Source organism: Psychrobacter sp. AOP7-B1-25 (genome assembly GCF_052376195.1).
GTDB lineage: Bacteria > Pseudomonadota > Gammaproteobacteria > Pseudomonadales > Moraxellaceae > Psychrobacter.
In genome coordinates, this window is sequence record NZ_JBQSVK010000002.1 from 94,647 (window position 1) to 111,726 (window position 17,080).

16 protein-coding genes are annotated in these 17,080 nt (G+C 43.3%); 3 read left to right on the forward strand and 13 right to left on the reverse strand.

Going from position 1 to position 17,080, the window contains the following annotated elements:
• Positions 1–89: 89 nt before the first annotated feature.
• Positions 90–2,621, reverse strand: coding sequence for a Tex family protein (locus ACT3QR_RS03055; RefSeq protein ID WP_444519928.1), 2,532 nt, complete (start codon positions 2,619–2,621; stop codon positions 90–92).
• Positions 2,622–2,999: 378 nt separating this feature from the next.
• Between ACT3QR_RS03055 and ompR the strand changes: the two genes are divergently transcribed.
• Together ompR and ACT3QR_RS03065 are read left to right on the forward strand one after the other, a co-directional pair.
• Positions 3,000–3,758 (forward strand): osmolarity response regulator transcription factor OmpR, encoded by a 759-nt coding sequence (gene ompR / locus ACT3QR_RS03060; RefSeq protein ID WP_444519929.1) that lies wholly within the window; start codon positions 3,000–3,002, stop codon positions 3,756–3,758.
• Between the two features lie 91 nt (positions 3,759–3,849).
• The gene (locus ACT3QR_RS03065; RefSeq protein WP_444519930.1) at positions 3,850–5,040 is read left to right on the forward strand and encodes a CobW family GTP-binding protein; all 1,191 of its coding nucleotides are present in this window, start codon (positions 3,850–3,852) and stop codon (positions 5,038–5,040) included.
• 78 nt (positions 5,041–5,118) lie between these two features.
• Here ACT3QR_RS03065 and ACT3QR_RS03070 read toward each other — a convergent pair whose 3' ends face one another.
• The 4 genes from ACT3QR_RS03070 to ubiG all read right to left on the reverse strand — a co-directional run bounded on the left by ACT3QR_RS03070 (position 5,119) and on the right by ubiG (position 8,135).
• Complete coding sequence (locus ACT3QR_RS03070; protein WP_444519931.1) at positions 5,119–5,385, reverse strand: DksA/TraR family C4-type zinc finger protein; 267 nt, start codon at positions 5,383–5,385, stop codon at positions 5,119–5,121.
• Between the two features lie 149 nt (positions 5,386–5,534).
• Positions 5,535–6,371, reverse strand: a complete 837-nt coding sequence (locus ACT3QR_RS03075; protein WP_444519932.1) for a YciK family oxidoreductase — start codon at positions 6,369–6,371, stop codon at positions 5,535–5,537.
• Positions 6,372–6,511: 140 nt separating this feature from the next.
• Complete coding sequence (locus ACT3QR_RS03080; protein WP_444519933.1) at positions 6,512–7,222, reverse strand: HAD family hydrolase; 711 nt, start codon at positions 7,220–7,222, stop codon at positions 6,512–6,514.
• Positions 7,223–7,289: 67 nt separating this feature from the next.
• Positions 7,290–8,135, reverse strand: coding sequence for a bifunctional 2-polyprenyl-6-hydroxyphenol methylase/3-demethylubiquinol 3-O-methyltransferase UbiG (ubiG, locus tag ACT3QR_RS03085; protein ID WP_444519934.1), 846 nt, complete (start codon positions 8,133–8,135; stop codon positions 7,290–7,292).
• A 505-nt stretch (positions 8,136–8,640) separates the two neighbouring features.
• Between ubiG and ACT3QR_RS03090 the strand changes: the two genes are divergently transcribed.
• Positions 8,641–9,261, forward strand: a complete 621-nt coding sequence (locus tag ACT3QR_RS03090) for a thiol:disulfide interchange protein DsbA/DsbL (protein ID WP_444519935.1) — start codon at positions 8,641–8,643, stop codon at positions 9,259–9,261.
• Positions 9,262–9,447: 186 nt separating this feature from the next.
• Here the strand turns inward: ACT3QR_RS03090 and yjgA are convergent, their stop codons facing one another.
• The 8 genes from yjgA to mazG form a co-directional block, all read right to left on the reverse strand.
• Positions 9,448–9,960, reverse strand: a complete 513-nt coding sequence (yjgA, locus tag ACT3QR_RS03095; RefSeq protein WP_444519936.1) for a ribosome biogenesis factor YjgA — start codon at positions 9,958–9,960, stop codon at positions 9,448–9,450.
• A gap of 49 nt (positions 9,961–10,009) precedes the next feature.
• On the reverse strand, positions 10,010–10,921 hold the full coding sequence (rapZ, locus tag ACT3QR_RS03100; RefSeq protein ID WP_444519937.1) for an RNase adapter RapZ: 912 nt from the start codon (positions 10,919–10,921) through the stop codon (positions 10,010–10,012).
• Positions 10,922–11,027: 106 nt separating this feature from the next.
• On the reverse strand, positions 11,028–11,930 hold the full coding sequence (panC, locus tag ACT3QR_RS03105) for a pantoate--beta-alanine ligase (RefSeq protein ID WP_444519938.1): 903 nt from the start codon (positions 11,928–11,930) through the stop codon (positions 11,028–11,030).
• A 66-nt stretch (positions 11,931–11,996) separates the two neighbouring features.
• Positions 11,997–12,797: a 3-methyl-2-oxobutanoate hydroxymethyltransferase gene (gene panB, locus ACT3QR_RS03110; protein WP_444519939.1), complete on the reverse strand. Its 801-nt coding sequence runs from the start codon at positions 12,795–12,797 to the stop codon at positions 11,997–11,999.
• A 126-nt stretch (positions 12,798–12,923) separates the two neighbouring features.
• Positions 12,924–13,433 (reverse strand): 2-amino-4-hydroxy-6-hydroxymethyldihydropteridine diphosphokinase, encoded by a 510-nt coding sequence (gene folK, locus ACT3QR_RS03115; RefSeq protein WP_444519940.1) that lies wholly within the window; start codon positions 13,431–13,433, stop codon positions 12,924–12,926.
• A 1-nt stretch (position 13,434) separates the two neighbouring features.
• Positions 13,435–15,654, reverse strand: a complete 2,220-nt coding sequence (gene pcnB / locus ACT3QR_RS03120; RefSeq protein WP_444519941.1) for a polynucleotide adenylyltransferase PcnB — start codon at positions 15,652–15,654, stop codon at positions 13,435–13,437.
• Positions 15,655–15,820: 166 nt separating this feature from the next.
• Entirely contained in the window at positions 15,821–16,195 is a 375-nt protein-coding gene (locus ACT3QR_RS03125) for a ComEA family DNA-binding protein (RefSeq protein ID WP_444519942.1), read from the reverse strand.
• Positions 16,179–17,045 (reverse strand): nucleoside triphosphate pyrophosphohydrolase, encoded by an 867-nt coding sequence (gene mazG / locus ACT3QR_RS03130; protein WP_444519943.1) that lies wholly within the window; start codon positions 17,043–17,045, stop codon positions 16,179–16,181. Before mazG ends, ACT3QR_RS03125 begins: the two co-directional genes overlap by 17 nt.
• Positions 17,046–17,080 lie beyond the last annotated feature (35 nt).

Here is a 17,080-nt window from a genome sequence, read left to right on the forward strand (position 1 = left end):
GTATTGTATTTTTAAAACAAAAAAAGGCAGCCATATGGCTGCCTTTTTTGTTATGCGTGACTATAGACTGTAGCTACTTTTAATAGTACTTATTTCTTAGCTTTGGTGACGCCAGCTTCTTGTAATAGAGCTCCGAGTGTACCCATCTTACTTGGGGCTTCAGCTTTATCCTTTTTAGCTGGTTTACTACGATTACTCGCGTTGTCTTTATCGTGACGCTTACTACGTGGCTTAGATGGACGTTTGTCAGCAGTTGGACGATTGCTATTTGTATTGTTATTGCGCGTACGACTGGTTTTCTCACCATCTGCACTAGCTGTCGTAGACTTGGCTGCAGTACGTACAGGTTTTTCTGATTCAGGCTTCATACTAAACCCAATACGGCCACGTTTCTCATCGATAGAGATGACACGTACCGACACAATATCACCAGGTTTGACACGATTCATAGGGTCTGCGACAAAGTCATTGGCCATCTGCGAGATATGCACCAAACCATCCTGATGCACGCCAACGTCAACGAAACAACCAAAAGCTGTCACGTTAGTAACCACTCCTTCTAACGTCATGCCTTCGCTTAGATCTTTAATGCTATTGACGTCATCACGGAAATTGGCTGTTTTAAACTCAGGACGTGGATCGCGAGCAGGTTTAGCAAGCTCTTCGATAATCGCTTTTACGCTGACATTATCGTCGTTAGCAGCCAATGTAGTCGTATCGATAGTATTGAGCACACCATCGTTACCGATGACTTCTGACAACGGCTTGTCCGCTTGTGCGAGTAAGCTATCGACTAATGCATAGCTCTCTGGATGCACACCAGTGGCATCTAGTGGATTGCTACCATTATGAATACGTAAGAAACCAGCTGCTTGCTCAAATGTCTTAGTGCCTAGGCGTGGGACATTTTTAAGCGCTTCCCGACTATCAAATGCACCGTGCTCTTTGCGATAGGTGACGATTTGCTGCGCCACATTGCGATTGAGGCCTGCGATGTGAGCCAAGATAGCTGGACTGGCTGTGTTCACATCCACACCAACGGCATTCACGCTATCTTGAGTTACTTTATCAAGACTGTCTGCAAGCTGGTTTTGATTAACATCGTGCTGATATTGACCCACGCCAATGGCTTTTGGATCAACTTTGACCAGCTCTGACAATGGATCTTGCAAGCGACGAGCAATAGAAACCGCTCCGCGTACCGAAACGTCTAGGTTAGCAAGCTCATCACTAGCAAGTTCACTTGCCGAATAAACAGATGCACCCGATTCATTAACAATGACGGCTTTGGCTTTTAGTGCATCGTTCGCGGCCAAAATCTCTTTGATCATCGCATCTGTTTCACGACTTGCAGTACCATTACCGATGGCCACCAAATCAACATTATAAGTGCTCAACAGCGCATCGATAACTTTTTTTGCTTCATCCATTTTATTATCAGGTGCGAACGGATACACCGTCGCTATCACAGGTTTCTCTTCGCTATCTGACACAACATGACCTTGCGCATCGACGATGGCCATTTTTACGCCATGACGGATACCAGGATCGACACCTAAGATCACTTTCGGTCCTGCTGGCGCAGACATTAGCAAATGCTGTAAGTTGCTAGCGAACACATCAATCGCATCCGCTTCTGCGGCTAGGCGCTTTTCAGTTAACAAGCGATGCTCGATATGCGGACGCCATTTGTCTTTCCACAAGCTACTGGCTGCCTCTGCTAAAAACTCGCGACGTGCTGCTGGTGCTTTGGCATCGACATCAAAATGACTGATGATTTTTTCGATAAATGGCGTGTCTTCGCCTTCAATTTTTAGACCCAAGACGTTTTCTTGACGACCGCGCAACATTGCTAATAGGCGATGGTTTGGCAATCGAGCAAGACTTTCACTATGCTCAAAATAGTCTTTGAATTTTTCGCCAACTTCGCGCTTTTCTTCGCTCGCAACACTCGATACGATACTGGCAGTTTTGGCAAAACCACTGCGTAAGTTATCCAACAAGCCCAGTGCTTGTGTCCATTCATCAACTATGATCGCTTGTACGCCAGCGAGTTGTTTTTCGATGTCGCTAAAATCAACCTCGATTTCATTACCACTGTCATCAGTGATACTTGACTGGACTTGATAGTCAGCCAAGGCATCCGTCGGGGTGATTTCTTGGGTCAAGACCGCTTGGGCAGCAGTGTCAAGACCAGCAGCACGAGCTTTGGCAGCAGGTGAACGACGACGCGGGCGATATGGCAGGTAGATGTCTTCAAGCTCAAGCTTAGACGTTGCGTTATCGATACGCGTCTGTAGCTCATCAGTCAGATTGCCTTGCGTGCTGAGCAGCTCAGTAATTTTGAGGCGACGTGTTGCCATGTCACGCTCATAATTAAGAGACTTTTCTAAAGCACGCAGCTGCGCATCATCAAGATTCTGAGTCTTCTCTTTGCGGTAACGCGCAATAAAGGGAACAGTCGCGCCTTCATCATAAAGTTTGACAAACGCATTGACTTGAGCAGTCTTAATGCCAAGCGCGCGAGCAAGCTTGTCGTGAATATTCGCGTGTGTGGTTGCATCTAAAACCTGTGCATTTGTCGAGGTTTGAGATGACGTTAAGGTATCAGTGCTACTCATATACGTATCAATCGTTGAGAAATGTAGCTTTGCATTATAGCAAAAGCTGCATGAATAAAAATCCTTTTTATCTTTTCGTTATTTATTGCGCATTTTATGGCGTAAATCCTTCTATGTCGCACATCCTATGCACTTATTAAACAAACGCATACAGCATTTATTATCATGGGTGATGCAATTCACGGTGCAATCTTATACACTAAAGTAGTAATAACACAAATATTGATATGTGCTGACATATTGAACAATAGTTTTTAATTTTATAATGCGCTTATTCGTAACCAATAATTAAATAATGATGATTAATGGCAATATTTTTGCTTATAGCTATTTATTTGTCGTTTCTGATAACAATAATTTTTATAAAAGGATGTCTGTATGACCGATAACAACAGCCCTGACACGTTGACGCAGCGTATTTTAGTCGTCGATGATGATGCTCGTCTGCGCTCTTTGTTGCAACGCTTTCTAGAAGATGATGGTTTCGTTGTTCGTACTGCTCATGATGGTAGTCAGATGGATAAACTCATGCAGCGTGAGCTTTTCTCCTTGGTCGTGCTCGATTTAATGCTACCAGGCGAAGACGGTATCAGTATCTGCAAGCGTCTACGTGAAGACAATGCAGATATTCCTATCATTATGCTTACCGCTAAAGGTGGCGATGCCGACCGTATTGCTGGTTTAGAGGCGGGTGCAGATGATTATTTACCTAAGCCTTTTAACCCAAAAGAGCTTTTGGCTCGTATCAAAGCGGTACTGCGTCGTCAAAACCGAGAATTGCCAGGTGCGCCAAGTCACCAACTTGAAGTGGTTGAATTTGGGCCATGGACACTGGATTTGTCGACCCGTACGCTTAAACGTGACGGCAATGTTGTTACTTTAACGACTGGTGAATTTTCAGTATTAAAAGCACTCGTACAGCATCCACGTGAGCCATTGACCCGTGACAAACTCATGAACCTTGCTCGTGGTCGTGAATGGGGTGCGATGGAGCGCTCTATCGATGTCCAAGTATCACGTTTACGTCGTCTAATCGAAGACAACCCTTCACAGGCGCGTTATATCCAAACGGTTTGGGGCGTAGGTTATGTGTTCGTTCCTGATGAAGCTGAGATAGAAACCGTCAAAAGTGAATAACTTTTGGCTGATCTAATTTCTTTCAATATAGGCCGTGTTTGGTTGCTTACAGGCACGTGCCGATATGATGAGTATACCTGTGAAAAAACCTATGATTTTTCAAAATATACCCTGCACATTAGTGACAGGGTTTTTAGGTGCTGGTAAAACCACTGTCATTAATCAGTTACTGTCCACAAAACCTAATGACGAGCGCTGGGCTCTACTGATCAATGAGTTTGGCCGTATCGGTATCGACGGTGCACTTTTAGCGAGTTCTCAAGACAGTGATTTTGAGCAAGAAAATATCGCCATTCGTGAAGTCAGTGGTGGCTGTATTTGCTGTACCAGTCAGCTGCCTTTACAAGTTGCAATCAGTCGTCTGCTCAGTGATCATCATCCGCAGCGATTACTTATTGAGCCTACAGGATTGGCGCATCCACGCGAGCTGATACTACAACTCAGTGCGCCGCATTGGCAAACCGCACTAAAAATGAATGCCGTGATAACCGTGTTGAGTGGCGAGCAGTGGCAACAGACTAAGTATCGTGATCATGATGGTTTTCAGGCGCATGTCCGTGATGCCGATGTGTTGGTCATCAACCGATATGCTCAATTAGATGCTAGCGAAAAACAAGCTTTAGCAAAATGGATAACCAAGCTAAATTCCCAAGTAAAAATCATTTGGACAGTATCAAGACTGGCGTCAGCTGAAACAACAGATTTATCAGACGGCCAATTAACAGACGCATACTCAGCAACGTTGAAAGATCAGCTGAACAAACCTAGCTATATCATTTCGAATCAACGCAAAGTCAGTATCGCTCATTCTCAAAAATCGATGATTGGTTTACGGCCTCAAGACAATTCTTTAGCCGCTATGCCATTGTCGAGTCCATCTGTAGATGAGCACGAAGCTCAATCCAATGCTGATAACGACCTACCCTATCGCTATCATGAAGAGCAGCAGGACTTTCAATTGGCTGGATGGCGACTACCTACATACTACGTACTAAACGCTGACGACCTACAGAACTGGCTATTAGCATTGCCAAACTGGGAACGTATCAAGGGCGTGGTGCATACCTCTGATGGATGGATGCAGATCAATTTTAACCCTGGTAGTCTAACTACCAAAACTATTGACCCACAGACTGATAGTCGGTTAGAAATTATTTTACAATCAGGTGTTGCTGTCGATACAGCTATAGAAAAAACAGAAAGCAAGAATAATACTGAAACGTCATCATCCTTGATAAACTGGGAAGATTGCGATCGCGAACTGATGGCAATGGTTATATAGCAACAAACAAAAAGGGCGAACATCGCTATTTTATCTAGCAATGTTCGCCCTTCTTTTTTCGAAGCAACTAACTATTTTTTAACGCAACTGACTGTCTTTACTACCACGACGATTAAACAGCTCAGCTGCTCTTGCTTCTTGTTCAAGCTCTGTCTGGCAGCTAACGCAATGCTGAATACCAGGCACTGCCAGTCGCCTTGCCTCCGGAATAGGCTTGCCACATTCGTCACACAGCTCAGCACTTATACCTGTTGGCAACGAACGTCGCGCTCGCTCCAACGCATCATTTACAGTTGCATCCATCTGTTCGTGCTCAGCACCATCTCTTGACCAACCACCTGCCATAATTTTACCCTATTTTTTATTCATTATAATCAGACAATACAAATGTCTTTAATAACAAATAGATGGGGCTAGCTATGGGTAATTGCAACCTGCGATAGTTTATAAAACTATCAATAAATAACGACGTAATCGATTCACAAACTGCACTGCTAATCTTTAGGTTGTAGCTCAACTACTTGGCCGCGTACGCCAATACTTTCATCACTCATCAGGCAAACATAGCCAGCCATAATGTCCTCAGGCGTTTTTAAGCTCATAGGATTTTCACCCGGATAAGCATGCGCACGCATATTGGTACGAGTACCGCCTGGATTTACACAGTTAAAGCGTAGATTAGTGGTGTTCTGAGTTTCTTGAGTAAAAATATCACTCATACCCTCTACTGCTTGTTTTGAGAGTGCATAAGCCCCCCAAAAAGCGCGAGGATGTGTACCTACAGTGCTAGAGGTAAAAACAACAGAGCCGTGATCAGCATCTTTTAATAGCGGCAATAACGCTTGGGTCAGCATAAAAGTCGCTGTGAAATTTACTTTCATCACTTGGGCAAAAGTATCGACGTCATACATCTCAAGTGGCGTCAGTTGGCCCAACACACCAGCATTGTGTAAGATACCATCTAACTGACCGATTTCTTTGTTAATTAGTCCTTCAAGCTGCTGCATTTCAGCGTAAGTTGCCCCTTCTAAATTCATCGGCAACATAGCAGGCTGCTTACCACCAAGGCTTTCAATCTCATCATAAACATATTCAAGCTTGCTACTAGTGCGTCCTAATAACAAGACAGTGGCACCATAACGAGCATAGGTTAATGCAGCAACACGGCCAATACCATCCCCTGCACCAGTCACTAAGATAGTCTTACCATCTAAACAGTTACTCGGTGGCACAAAACTACGAATATCGTCATGAGTCAAAGGCTGAATAGGACTTTGAACCGTTTTCTTATTGTCTTGTTGATCGATTGGCTGGTTATTATTGTCACTCATGGCATTACTCACTACTTATCATCAAATCGTTAAGGATATATGCTTACGGTTATAAAACTGGTGATATATAATTGGTATTCTAGCTTTACTACTAACGCTATTGAAACTACCTGTAAAAAGATAGCTTAGAAAAATGCAATCTATAAATACTCAAACTTACCAGAAGAGAGCAGTAATTTGTTTAACTGCTCAGGCGTATCCGTAATATAGTCGGCACCCCATTTTTTCAAAGACTTTTGATCTTCAGGTGGAATATACCCATAAGCGGCCAAAATCGTTGGCATACCAGCTGCATTACCCGCTTCAATATCACGTACATGATCACCGACATAGATTACGCAGCCCGCCGCACCTCGGGGAATACCAAGCTTTTCTAACGCCATATACATAGGCTCTGGGTCTGGTTTGGTGCGTGATACATCATCTGGACATACCAGAGCCGCACAGCGTTGATCCAGTTGCATCTCACTTAGTAGCTTTTCGGCTAAGTAACGCGGCTTATTGGTAACGATACCCCACGGCACACCCTTTGCTTCAAGTTCGGTCAATACCGCTTCAAGTGCTTGAAACACGCAACTATCGACGCAGATATCTACTTCATAATCGTCTAAGAATTGCTGACGAAACTCAAGCAACGCCTCTTCACTGACTTCGAGTTGGTCATTATGCCTGAGCATCAGTTGTACCATGGCTGAGGCACCCGCAGAGACTTGCTCACGAATTTCCACTTCAGGCGGTGCTTGCCAATCATTTTCGAGGCTCATCTTACCAATGATACGAACAAAATCAGCAGCAGTGTCGATTAATGTCCCATCAAGGTCAAATAAAACAGCTTTTACAAATTGGGTCATAGTGAATGCTCTTGAAATTGATGACGTGTTTAGTGAAAGTATAGTAAATAAACGACTGTGTGTAGCATTAAACCAGTGGCTTTTGTACAGCTATCATATAATTGACATCAACGTTTTGGGCAAGCCAATAGCGTTTAGTCAACGGATTATAATGTAAACCGATAATATCCTGACGGACAAAACCCGTGCTGAGTGTCATTTTATCCAATTCAGCCGGCGTAATAAATTTAGCATAGTCATGGGTACCACGATCAAGCAATCGCAGTACATACTCTGCACCAACAATGGCAAACAGATAAGACTTAGGATTACGATTAATCGTTGATAGTACGCAAACCCCGCCAGGAGCTAGCAACTCATAGCAAGCCTGCACAATCGAGCTAGGGTCTGGCACATGCTCTAGCATCTCCATGCAAGTCACCACATCAAACTGGCCAGCATGCGTTTTTGCCAACTCTTCAACGGGTACATGCTGATAACGAAGCGTATTCTCTAAATGGCTTTGTTCTGCATGTAACGCAGCAGCCTTTAAGTTTTCTGTACCTAAATCAATTCCTGTCACATCAGCACCGCGGCATGCCATAGATTCTGACAATATTCCGCCGCCGCATCCTACATCAAGTACTTTTTTGCCAGCAAGTCCTTGCTCAGCGGTCTTGTTGGCAGTATCGTTATTGCTAGCAGCGTTTTGATAGCCACGTTTGACGTTTTCTTCTATCCAATTTAAACGTAATGGATTAATTTCGTGTAACGTTGCAAACGCGCCTGTATTGCTCCACCACTCACTTGCCAAGTTATTAAATTTTTCGACTTCACTAGGATCCACGTTTATGGTGTTAGACTCTGCATTATTGAAAGCGGTATTATTATTTTGATCACTTGAAGTTGACGAAGAATTTAAAGCTGAGCTCATGGTATGTTCCTTGGTTGTCACTATAGTTATTATCGTTTACCGTGCACGATTATGTGCTTAATATTAGCATGAGAGTAGCATTTTTGTCGCAAGCACATCGTCACCGATTGTGAATAATTTTAAACTTTACACTATTTATTGGGCAGTATTTTAATATAAAAAAGATATATATCCTTATAATAATATCGCATCCTGATACTCTGAACAGTTTTGCACCATGCATAGAAATAAAGCAGACGTTTGAGAAACAGTAGGTTCAGAAACTAACAAGCAATATACCTTAAATAATAGCTAACAGCTTTACAACTATCGGTTAAGAATGCGATTCACAAGTACATACTTTTTACGTTATCATAGTCGATACTTTGTTATTGTTCGATTATACTCGGCGCTGTCTAGTTTAGACGCTTTAAAAGTTATATATTTTGGAGTGTCACATGTCTAACAACTATACAGGCACCACTCTCTTAACCCATTCTAAGTCTCCACACCTCAAGGATAAAGTATGAAACGTGTCATCACACTGACTGGTCTAGCCATGGCCATCGGACTTGCCTCTATGGGCGCACAAGCTGCAGACTATGTCGCTGGAAAAGATTATCGTGTGCTAGACAACCCAGAGAAAATCAGCGGTGATGCTATCATTGTTCGTGAATTCTTTTGGTATGGTTGCCCACATTGTAATGCGCTTAACCCCCATATGGAAAAATGGGCAAAGAACAAAGATAAAGATGTTGCCTTCTTTAAAACGCCAGCGGCAATGAATCCTGTTTGGGAAACCAACGCTCGCGGTTTCTATGCAGCGCAGTTACTAGGATTTGAAAACAAAACACATGATGCTTTATTTAACGCAATCCATAAAGACGGTAAAAAACTGTTTGACCAACAGTCACTAAGCAAATGGTATGGCTCACAAGGTGTTGACGAGAAAAAATTCAATAGCCTTTACAACTCATTCGCTGTTGGTACAAAAATTGGTCGCTCACAAGCTGGCGCTAAACGCTATCAAGTAACGGGTGTACCAACCGTTGTGGTACAAGGTAAATATGTCATCAGCGGTCAAGACGCTACTGTACCTAAGATCGTTGACTTTTTAGTTGATAAAGTACGTGCTGAAAAGAAATAGCTCAAGTAATAAAGATTTTAATAATATACATGACGTACGATACGATTCAACTGTACGTCATGCACAAAAAAGCCAATCAATTTATGATTGGCTTTTTTGTGCATGACTTTTTAGCTAGTTATTTCCTAACTATCAATTTTTAACTAACGATATTTTAATTAATAGCTTTCTAGCTTGGTATAAGTGTTATTTTTTTAGCTGCGATAAAATAGCCACTTCACGAACATAACTCGCCAAATCTTCTTTAGATTCTGCTAGCAACTCATCATCTTGCATATGTTTGGCATACTCTATCCACAATAGTAACTGGTACATGCTGTGGTGCTCAGAAGCTTTATATTGCTTCACAAACTGCTTAAGCGTACCTTCATCATTGATATTTAAACGCTCGTACCAGCTCTCTATTTTTGAAACTTGCTCTTTAGGAAAAAAGGCATCAAATAGTGCTTTTATCAGCTCATGGCGATTCTCTTCAATCATGAGTTTGCCAACACGTTTGGTCTGACGGTTGCGAGCATTAGCGCTGGTAATATCAGCGAGCGCCATTAGCTCTGCCATGAAGTAATCGCTGGCAGGTAAGGCTTTTAGCTGTTTTTTCGATAGGCTAGCAAGCGGTATAGATAACTGCTGCAAGCGCTCATGGGCTTTTTTGAGTTCTGTGCGCGAGACGCGCATGTCCTGTTCTTTCCAGTCAATCATAAAAGCTTTCCAAAATAATAATTAATAAATTAAATAGTGTCTGATATCACTACCAACGACTTTTTTCGCGGTGTTTTGCCAATACTTTTACGCCTTTAGGCATAGCATTAGCAAGGCGACGTTGTAGATGATCAGTAATAAAAACAGAACGATGTTTGCCGCCCGTACAGCCTATGGCAACCGTGACCGTATGGCGATTATTATGCAAAAACTCTGGTAGCCAACGGGTCAAAAACTTATCAATATCATCCATCATTTCTGCTACTTCTGGATAATCTGAAAAGAATATGGCTACCTCAGTATCCAGACCTGTCGAGTCACGTAGCTCAGGGTTCCAGTGCGGATTCGGTAAAACCCTAACATCGAATACAAAATCAGCATCAATTGGGCTACCGTATTTAAAACCGAAGGACAGTAGATTGATGACAATCTGGTTGTCCATGCCTATATGTTCACGCAAACTGTCTTTTAATTGATGAATGTTTAGGCTACTGGTATCAATCCTAATATCAGCATGACTAGCAATCGGCTCTAACAGTTCAACTTCTTTTTTGATAGCAGCAGGTAAATTAAAGGCAATATGCTTAGTATTGCCACTGTCAGTATCTTGCGACATCAAAGGATGTACACGGCGCGTCGCGTTAAAACGTGCTATCAGCGTACTCTCTTGTGCAGTCACATATAGAATCTGTACCGCATTAGATCCATAAGTTTCCTTAAGAGAGGCATACGTTACTGCAAAATTAGATAGATCAGCACGTGGCGTTCGAATATCAACACCAAGCGCTATACGATGAATGCCGCTTTCGTTAACCAGTTTATGAGCAGCATTAGGTAATAAAGACAAAGGCAGATTATCAATAGAATAATAGCCCAGATCTTCTAAAATATTCAATACTGAGGTTTTACCAGATCCTGAACGCCCTGACACCACCAATATACTGAGTTTATTTGTAGACATCTGATCCGCTATTGATACTGACATATTAACATTTTGATCCTGACTTACACCCATGATCTACTCATCCAAGTCTATTGTATCCAGTCTACTGATATGTCATAAAAGCCTAATTTATCACTACTAACTGATTATCTAGTAAGCGCGCTCGTCCTAGCCAAGCTGCAACTAAAATAACGATATTTTCGTTTTCTATATTAAAGGTTGTAGAGTCGCTCACAACAGAGCCCAGCTCTTCAGTCTTTACTTCCAAATAATCAATAATAAAACCTGCGTCACTAATACGTCTCCGCGTATCTACTAACAATTGGTCGAATACTTGCTGACTAAGAACCGTACTTTTCAATTTCTGAGCAAATTCTTGCAATTCTCGATGTAGTACAGGAGCAACCTGTCGTTCATCTGCACTTAAGTATTGATTGCGCGACGATAGTGCCAAACCATCATCAGCACGAACAATAGGCGCTCCAATGACATTAATAGAATAACTCAAGTCACGTACCAGTTGCTTAATGATAGCAAGCTGCTGATAATCTTTTTGTCCAAATACTGCCACATCTGGCTGTACGATATTGAACAGTTTAGAGACAACGATGCCAACACCATCAAAGTGTCCAGGACGTGATTGACCACATAGTTGGTTTGCGATATTTCCAGCCAACACAGCAGTAGGTGGTGGTAATACTGGATACATTGCATCAATGCTAGGTGCAAACACGTAATCTGCACCAACTGTCGCAAGCTTAGTCACATCTGCATCTAGCGTACGTGGATAGCTGTCAAAATCTTCTCCAACGCCAAACTGAGTAGGATTAACGAAAATACTGACTACCACTACATCTACATACTGTTTGGCAATTCTTACCAGCTCAAGATGACCATCATGTAGATTACCCATTGTTGGTACTAACGCGATACGCTGCTGACGCTCTTGTCTGTCACTTTGCTGACTACGATAAGGCTGAAGCGCTTCACGTAGTGATGAGATATCATAATGAATAATTGGAGACATGATTATTTTTCTTCTATTCAAGCGTTCTGTTGTTCAATAGCTTAAATGACTTTAATAACTTCAAAATCAGCTAAATTGGTGCTGCTCAGTCGGGAAACTACCTTCGCGTACTGACTGCTGATAGAGTGCAAAAGCACCTTCGATACTGTGCGCGCTATTGCGCTCATCGGTTAAGAAATCATGGACAAAACGTGGCACTCGGCCATGTGCCATACCAAGCATATCGTGCATCACTAGCACTTGGCCATCAGTATCTGCACCAGCACCAATACCAATGACTGGCACGGCAACGGCTTCAGTAACGGCTTTTGCAAGCTCAGCAGGCACACATTCTAATACCAGCAGTGCAGCACCAGCGGCTACGACTGCTTTGGCATCAGCAAGCAGTTTATCAGCCTCTTCATCACCGCGACCTTGAATCTTATAACCACCAAACACGTTGACTGATTGCGGAGTCAAACCAAGATGTACACAAGTTGGTGTACCTGCTTGCGCCAAGGTCGTTACCAATTCGCACAGCTCACTACCGCCTTCAATTTTTACGACATGCGCCCCTGCTTGCATTAGCGTGCGGCTATTAGCAACAGCTTCTGGTAATGTCACATAACTCATGAACGGAAGATCAGCCAATATCAGCGCATGTTTATTGCTACGGGCAATATTGGCAGTGTGATAAGCCATATCCTTAACTGTCACAGGTAGTGTCGAGTCATGGCCTTGTACAACCATGCCCAAGCTATCCCCAATTAAAATCGTATCAATTTCGGCTTTTTCCATCATTCGTGCAAACATCGAGTCATAACAGGTCAAGCAAGTGAACTTGGTACCGTCTTTTTTAAACTTATTTAGAGTAGATAATGTCGTCATATGACCCTCAATTAATCCGCAATGCCTTTGATTATCAATATTGCTACTATCCGAGCTATGCTTGAAATACGTTAGACAAACCTTTCAAACATTTAACGTCTATCACTCAGTATCATTTACTTATAATCAATTGCTTGATAATAATGTTAAACCTGTCCAATCGTTACTTTGGGAATAGTCACCTATCGACTTACCTGCGATGGTTAAATTTGGCGACAACTCTCGCAGTGGTATTAAAACAAAATTGCGCTCACTTAAACCAGCATGCGGTACTGTCAGTGATGGATCAGTAATCTGCGTCTCACCGTATAGCAAAATATCAACATCTAGACTACGTTCACCCCAACGACGCAAACGTGCACGCTTAGCCATGTTCTCCAGCTGCTGACAAAAAGCAAGCAGATCGTAAGGGGCAAGTGTCGTCTCAAAGCCAGCCACTGCGTTGACAAAATCTGGCTGATCTTGCGGACCCATCGGTGCTGAAGCGTAAAAAGAAGAGACCCTTACTTCACGTACTTGCTCATGTGCTCGCATTACTGCAAGCGCCTGCTGCAAATGATCGGTAGGCGAACCCAGCTCATTAGCGAGGTTACTACCCAAGCCCATATAACAGGTAACCCAGTTACTATTATCCATATTATGCGCTTTCAATACTAGGCTGACGGCGACGGCGCTTCGATGGTACAGGGCCTTTATTATCAGTTACTTTCACAGCAGGCATCTGATCGCTCATATCTTGCTTCGCTTTAGTAGCCTTCGCAGTAGTTGCTTTTGCCGACTTCTTGGCTCTCGCAGGTGCAGCGGTTTTTACCGCGTCTTTGCTATCTACTGCCTTGCTACCTACTGCCTTTACACTTTTAGTATCGCTTTTATCAGTCGATTCAACTGCAGGCTTAGGCACTTTTTTCGCATACTTCGCCGCTGGCTTTGCTTTGTCACTACTGCCCTTCGCATCGTTATTGCCTTGTACTTCGACACTGCTTGTACCATCTACAGTAGGCTGACGACGGCGACGCTTATGCGGAATCGGCTCGTTATTCATACTGACTAGCGCAGGTGATCTTGCAATCGAGCGAGCTGGTCTAGCTGATACCTGAACTTCTGGCTGGTTAGTATTAGATGATTGAACGTTATTTGAGCGTTCAGACTTAACCATTTGCTTTGGTGCATCTTGATTGGTTGATGCTTGCTTTCGTACAGGTGCTTTGCTGCGTTTCGACGTATCATCAGCTGACAGTTGCTTTTGTAGTGGTGGAACAACGTTTTCATGCTCTATAACAAATAAAGGCTTAGGCTTTACCTGTTGACTTGCTGACTGCTTGTTATTAGCGAGAGACAACTGCTGTAACTGAACAAGCTCATTATTGTCTTGCTCTACTTGCTGCACGTTGTGTCTTGCGCTGTCATTACGGCCAGTTTTAAATTGGCTTGCAGCACGGCGACGACGGGCTGGAATATTTGATGAATCATTCACCATTGTTTGATCATTTCTACCTTTTTCAGCACGGTCATCGGCTTTATTTTGCTTTGTACTGTTCTGATTAGGTATTGCGTTATCAGTAGTTTGTGTTTTTGATTCTTGACGATTACGTCCGCGACCACGTTGCCCTTTTTTATAAGCACCTCGGCGAATATTTTCGTCAAAATCCTCAATCGCCTGCTGCTGCTCTTGTTCGGACAAAGTTTGGTACGTCTGCCACCAGTCACCCATATCGTTGGTTGACTCTGATAGCGGATGCTCAGCATCGCCACATTGCTCACGCAATAACAAAAAGTCAAAGCCCGCTCGGAAACGCGGATGCTCAGACAGTTGAACGATTTGTTTGCTACGCGGGGCTGCAAGTTTTGGCTGCAATATCCAAATATCACGGATAAATTGCTCAGCAAATTTCGGAATAGCGGTTTTAATACGCTGACGGTCGATGACTTTACCAGCCGCATGCATTTGCGCTTCGGCAAACGGCATATTGCGTTTCTTAGCTTTTGCCAATTGATGCAGGTAGTTTTCCCACAGTAAGGCAGCATAAAAGAACGCAGGGTTGATACTCTTGCCTGCTGCAATACGCTTATCGGTATTAATAGCCACCTGATTCACTAAAGCACTTGGCTCAGACGGTGGATAGATAATAAGGCTATCAATCGCACCTGATTCAAACAATAGCGGCAATAGTGGTACTAGATAGCCGCCAGTAAACATCTTTTGCGTCTCATCATAGAGACGATGCGGTGATATTTGCTCAAGCAGTGACCAGTTTCCATCATTGAATTGCGCGGACAATGCTTCATCAAACTCGAAGCCTAGTTTGGCTTTGAAACGTAAGGCACGTAGCAGGCGCACAGGATCTTCTTCGATACGTACTGGCGCATTGCCCAATAGACGAATGACTCTGTTATCAATATCATCAAGTGCGCCACAAAAATCATGAACGATGCCTTTGAGTGGTTGATAATAAAGCGCATTGATAGAAAAGTCGCGACGGGAGAAATCTTGTTGGATATCGCCCCAAACATTGTCGCGCAGAATCATACCGTCTTGGTTGGTATTGGCAGCACTGGTTGGTGGACCACGAAAAGTAGCAACCTCGATCAGCTCGCGACCTGAATATACATGTGCTAACTGAAAGCGGCGACCGATAATGCGGCAGCGCTTACCAAAGACGTCTTTAATCTCATGCGGCTTGGCATCGGTGACAGCGTCAAAGTCTTTCGGGCGCAGACCTAATAAAGTATCGCGCACACCACCACCGACGATATACGCATCAAACCCAGCACGGGTCAATGTAGCAATCACTTCAGTAATGGAATTGGGTAATTCAGATTTGTTCAGTTCTAACTGCTTGGCGGCACGCTCGGCCATGCATCTACTCCTCGCCGGTATTCTTTAACTACCCCTGAATAACACAGCGTTTATCAGGCGGATGTACCCGCTAGTTTAACAAATTTTGGACCTACTGGGGGTGTTATGACATTTACTTACATGCTATTTTGTCAATATTGGGGTTTATTAATGCAAAACACCCTCATTAATCGCGAACGCTTAAACGTCTTTGGTTTTTCTCGACTGTTTTTGCACCGATACCTTTTACCTTTGCTAACTCGCCCACTGTCTTAAAATCGCCAAACATATCACGATATAAGATTATTGCCTGCGCTTTACTGCTACCAATACCATCTAACGAAACTAGCTCACCTTCGCTAGCTCGATTAATATTAATAATTTTCTGCTCACGCCCTTGTGTAATAGCTTTTTCTTTTGCAATTAAATACTCATAGGCGCGTTTGGGGTCGTTAAAACAAGGATCTGCGTTGGCGTTATTAAATGCGACCACAGACAATAGAAGACTGCAAACTGTGGTCGTCAGTAAACTGGCAAATGAGAATCTATGATGAGCGTTCATGTTGTTTCGCCGCTTCCCATAATGCATCCATTTCAGTTATATCGCTATCTTCTAAGCACTTGCCAGCAGCAGCTAACTGTTCTTCAATGTAGCCAAAGCGAGATTTAAACTTGTGCACGCAGGTTAAGGTAGCCGCTTCTGCATCAAGGTTTAGTTTACGTGCAACGTTTACGAGTGCAAACATACAGTCGCCTAATTCTTTTTCGACCTCTCTGATGTTAGCTTTAACCTCAGCTGTAGACTTATCTGTCAGCTCATGTTTTAGCTCAGCAATCTCTTCGTCTAGCTTATCTACAGCACCTGCAATACCTTCCCAATCAAAACCCAACTTTGACGCTTGCTTTTGTATATCTTGCGCCTGCATCAAGGCACTGCCCGCCTTAACCTGATCTAAGCGACGTTTTGATTTACCACGTGCTTCGCGTGCCTGCTGCTCCTCGAGCTTAATCTCATCCCAGCGTACTTTTACTGCCGCATCGTCTTTGAGCGTTTCGGCTTCAAACACATGTGGATGACGACGAACCAGCTTCTCTTGCAAAGTACTGATAACATCACTCATATCAAAGCGCCCTTGCTCAGCATACATCTGACAATGAAACACCACTTGCAGCAGCACATCGCCCAGCTCACCTTTGATATCTTCATCATCATCGCCTTGTACCGCTTCGCCTAGCTCATAAGCCTCTTCAATAGCATACGAAATAAGGCTATGGTTGGTTTGCTTTTTGTCCCAAGGACAGTCGATACGTAACCGTGCCATCAATGCTAATAAATTGTCAAGCTGGCCAGTGGCTTCTGGTGTTCCTTGTGCTGGTACAGCCACGGTAACTTTACTGTTTGGAATACTCATAAGGATGGCTCTTATCGTTTTATGTGTTGTTTGCT

Coding starts and splice junctions, on each gene's coding strand:
- ACT3QR_RS03055 (WP_444519928.1), bottom strand. CDS start 2,621: ATGAGTAGCACTGATACCTTAACGTCATCTCAAACCTCGACAAATGCA.
- ompR (WP_444519929.1), top strand. CDS start 3,000: ATGACCGATAACAACAGCCCTGACACGTTGACGCAGCGTATTTTAGTC.
- ACT3QR_RS03065 (WP_444519930.1), top strand. CDS start 3,850: ATGATTTTTCAAAATATACCCTGCACATTAGTGACAGGGTTTTTAGGT.
- ACT3QR_RS03070 (WP_444519931.1), bottom strand. CDS start 5,385: ATGGCAGGTGGTTGGTCAAGAGATGGTGCTGAGCACGAACAGATGGAT.
- ACT3QR_RS03075 (WP_444519932.1), bottom strand. CDS start 6,371: ATGAGTGACAATAATAACCAGCCAATCGATCAACAAGACAATAAGAAA.
- ACT3QR_RS03080 (WP_444519933.1), bottom strand. CDS start 7,222: ATGACCCAATTTGTAAAAGCTGTTTTATTTGACCTTGATGGGACATTA.
- ubiG (WP_444519934.1), bottom strand. CDS start 8,135: ATGAGCTCAGCTTTAAATTCTTCGTCAACTTCAAGTGATCAAAATAAT.
- ACT3QR_RS03090 (WP_444519935.1), top strand. CDS start 8,641: ATGAAACGTGTCATCACACTGACTGGTCTAGCCATGGCCATCGGACTT.
- yjgA (WP_444519936.1), bottom strand. CDS start 9,960: ATGATTGACTGGAAAGAACAGGACATGCGCGTCTCGCGCACAGAACTC.
- rapZ (WP_444519937.1), bottom strand. CDS start 10,921: ATGTCTACAAATAAACTCAGTATATTGGTGGTGTCAGGGCGTTCAGGA.
- panC (WP_444519938.1), bottom strand. CDS start 11,930: ATGTCTCCAATTATTCATTATGATATCTCATCACTACGTGAAGCGCTT.
- panB (WP_444519939.1), bottom strand. CDS start 12,797: ATGACGACATTATCTACTCTAAATAAGTTTAAAAAAGACGGTACCAAG.
- folK (WP_444519940.1), bottom strand. CDS start 13,433: ATGGATAATAGTAACTGGGTTACCTGTTATATGGGCTTGGGTAGTAAC.
- pcnB (WP_444519941.1), bottom strand. CDS start 15,654: ATGGCCGAGCGTGCCGCCAAGCAGTTAGAACTGAACAAATCTGAATTA.
- ACT3QR_RS03125 (WP_444519942.1), bottom strand. CDS start 16,195: ATGAACGCTCATCATAGATTCTCATTTGCCAGTTTACTGACGACCACA.
- mazG (WP_444519943.1), bottom strand. CDS start 17,045: ATGAGTATTCCAAACAGTAAAGTTACCGTGGCTGTACCAGCACAAGGA.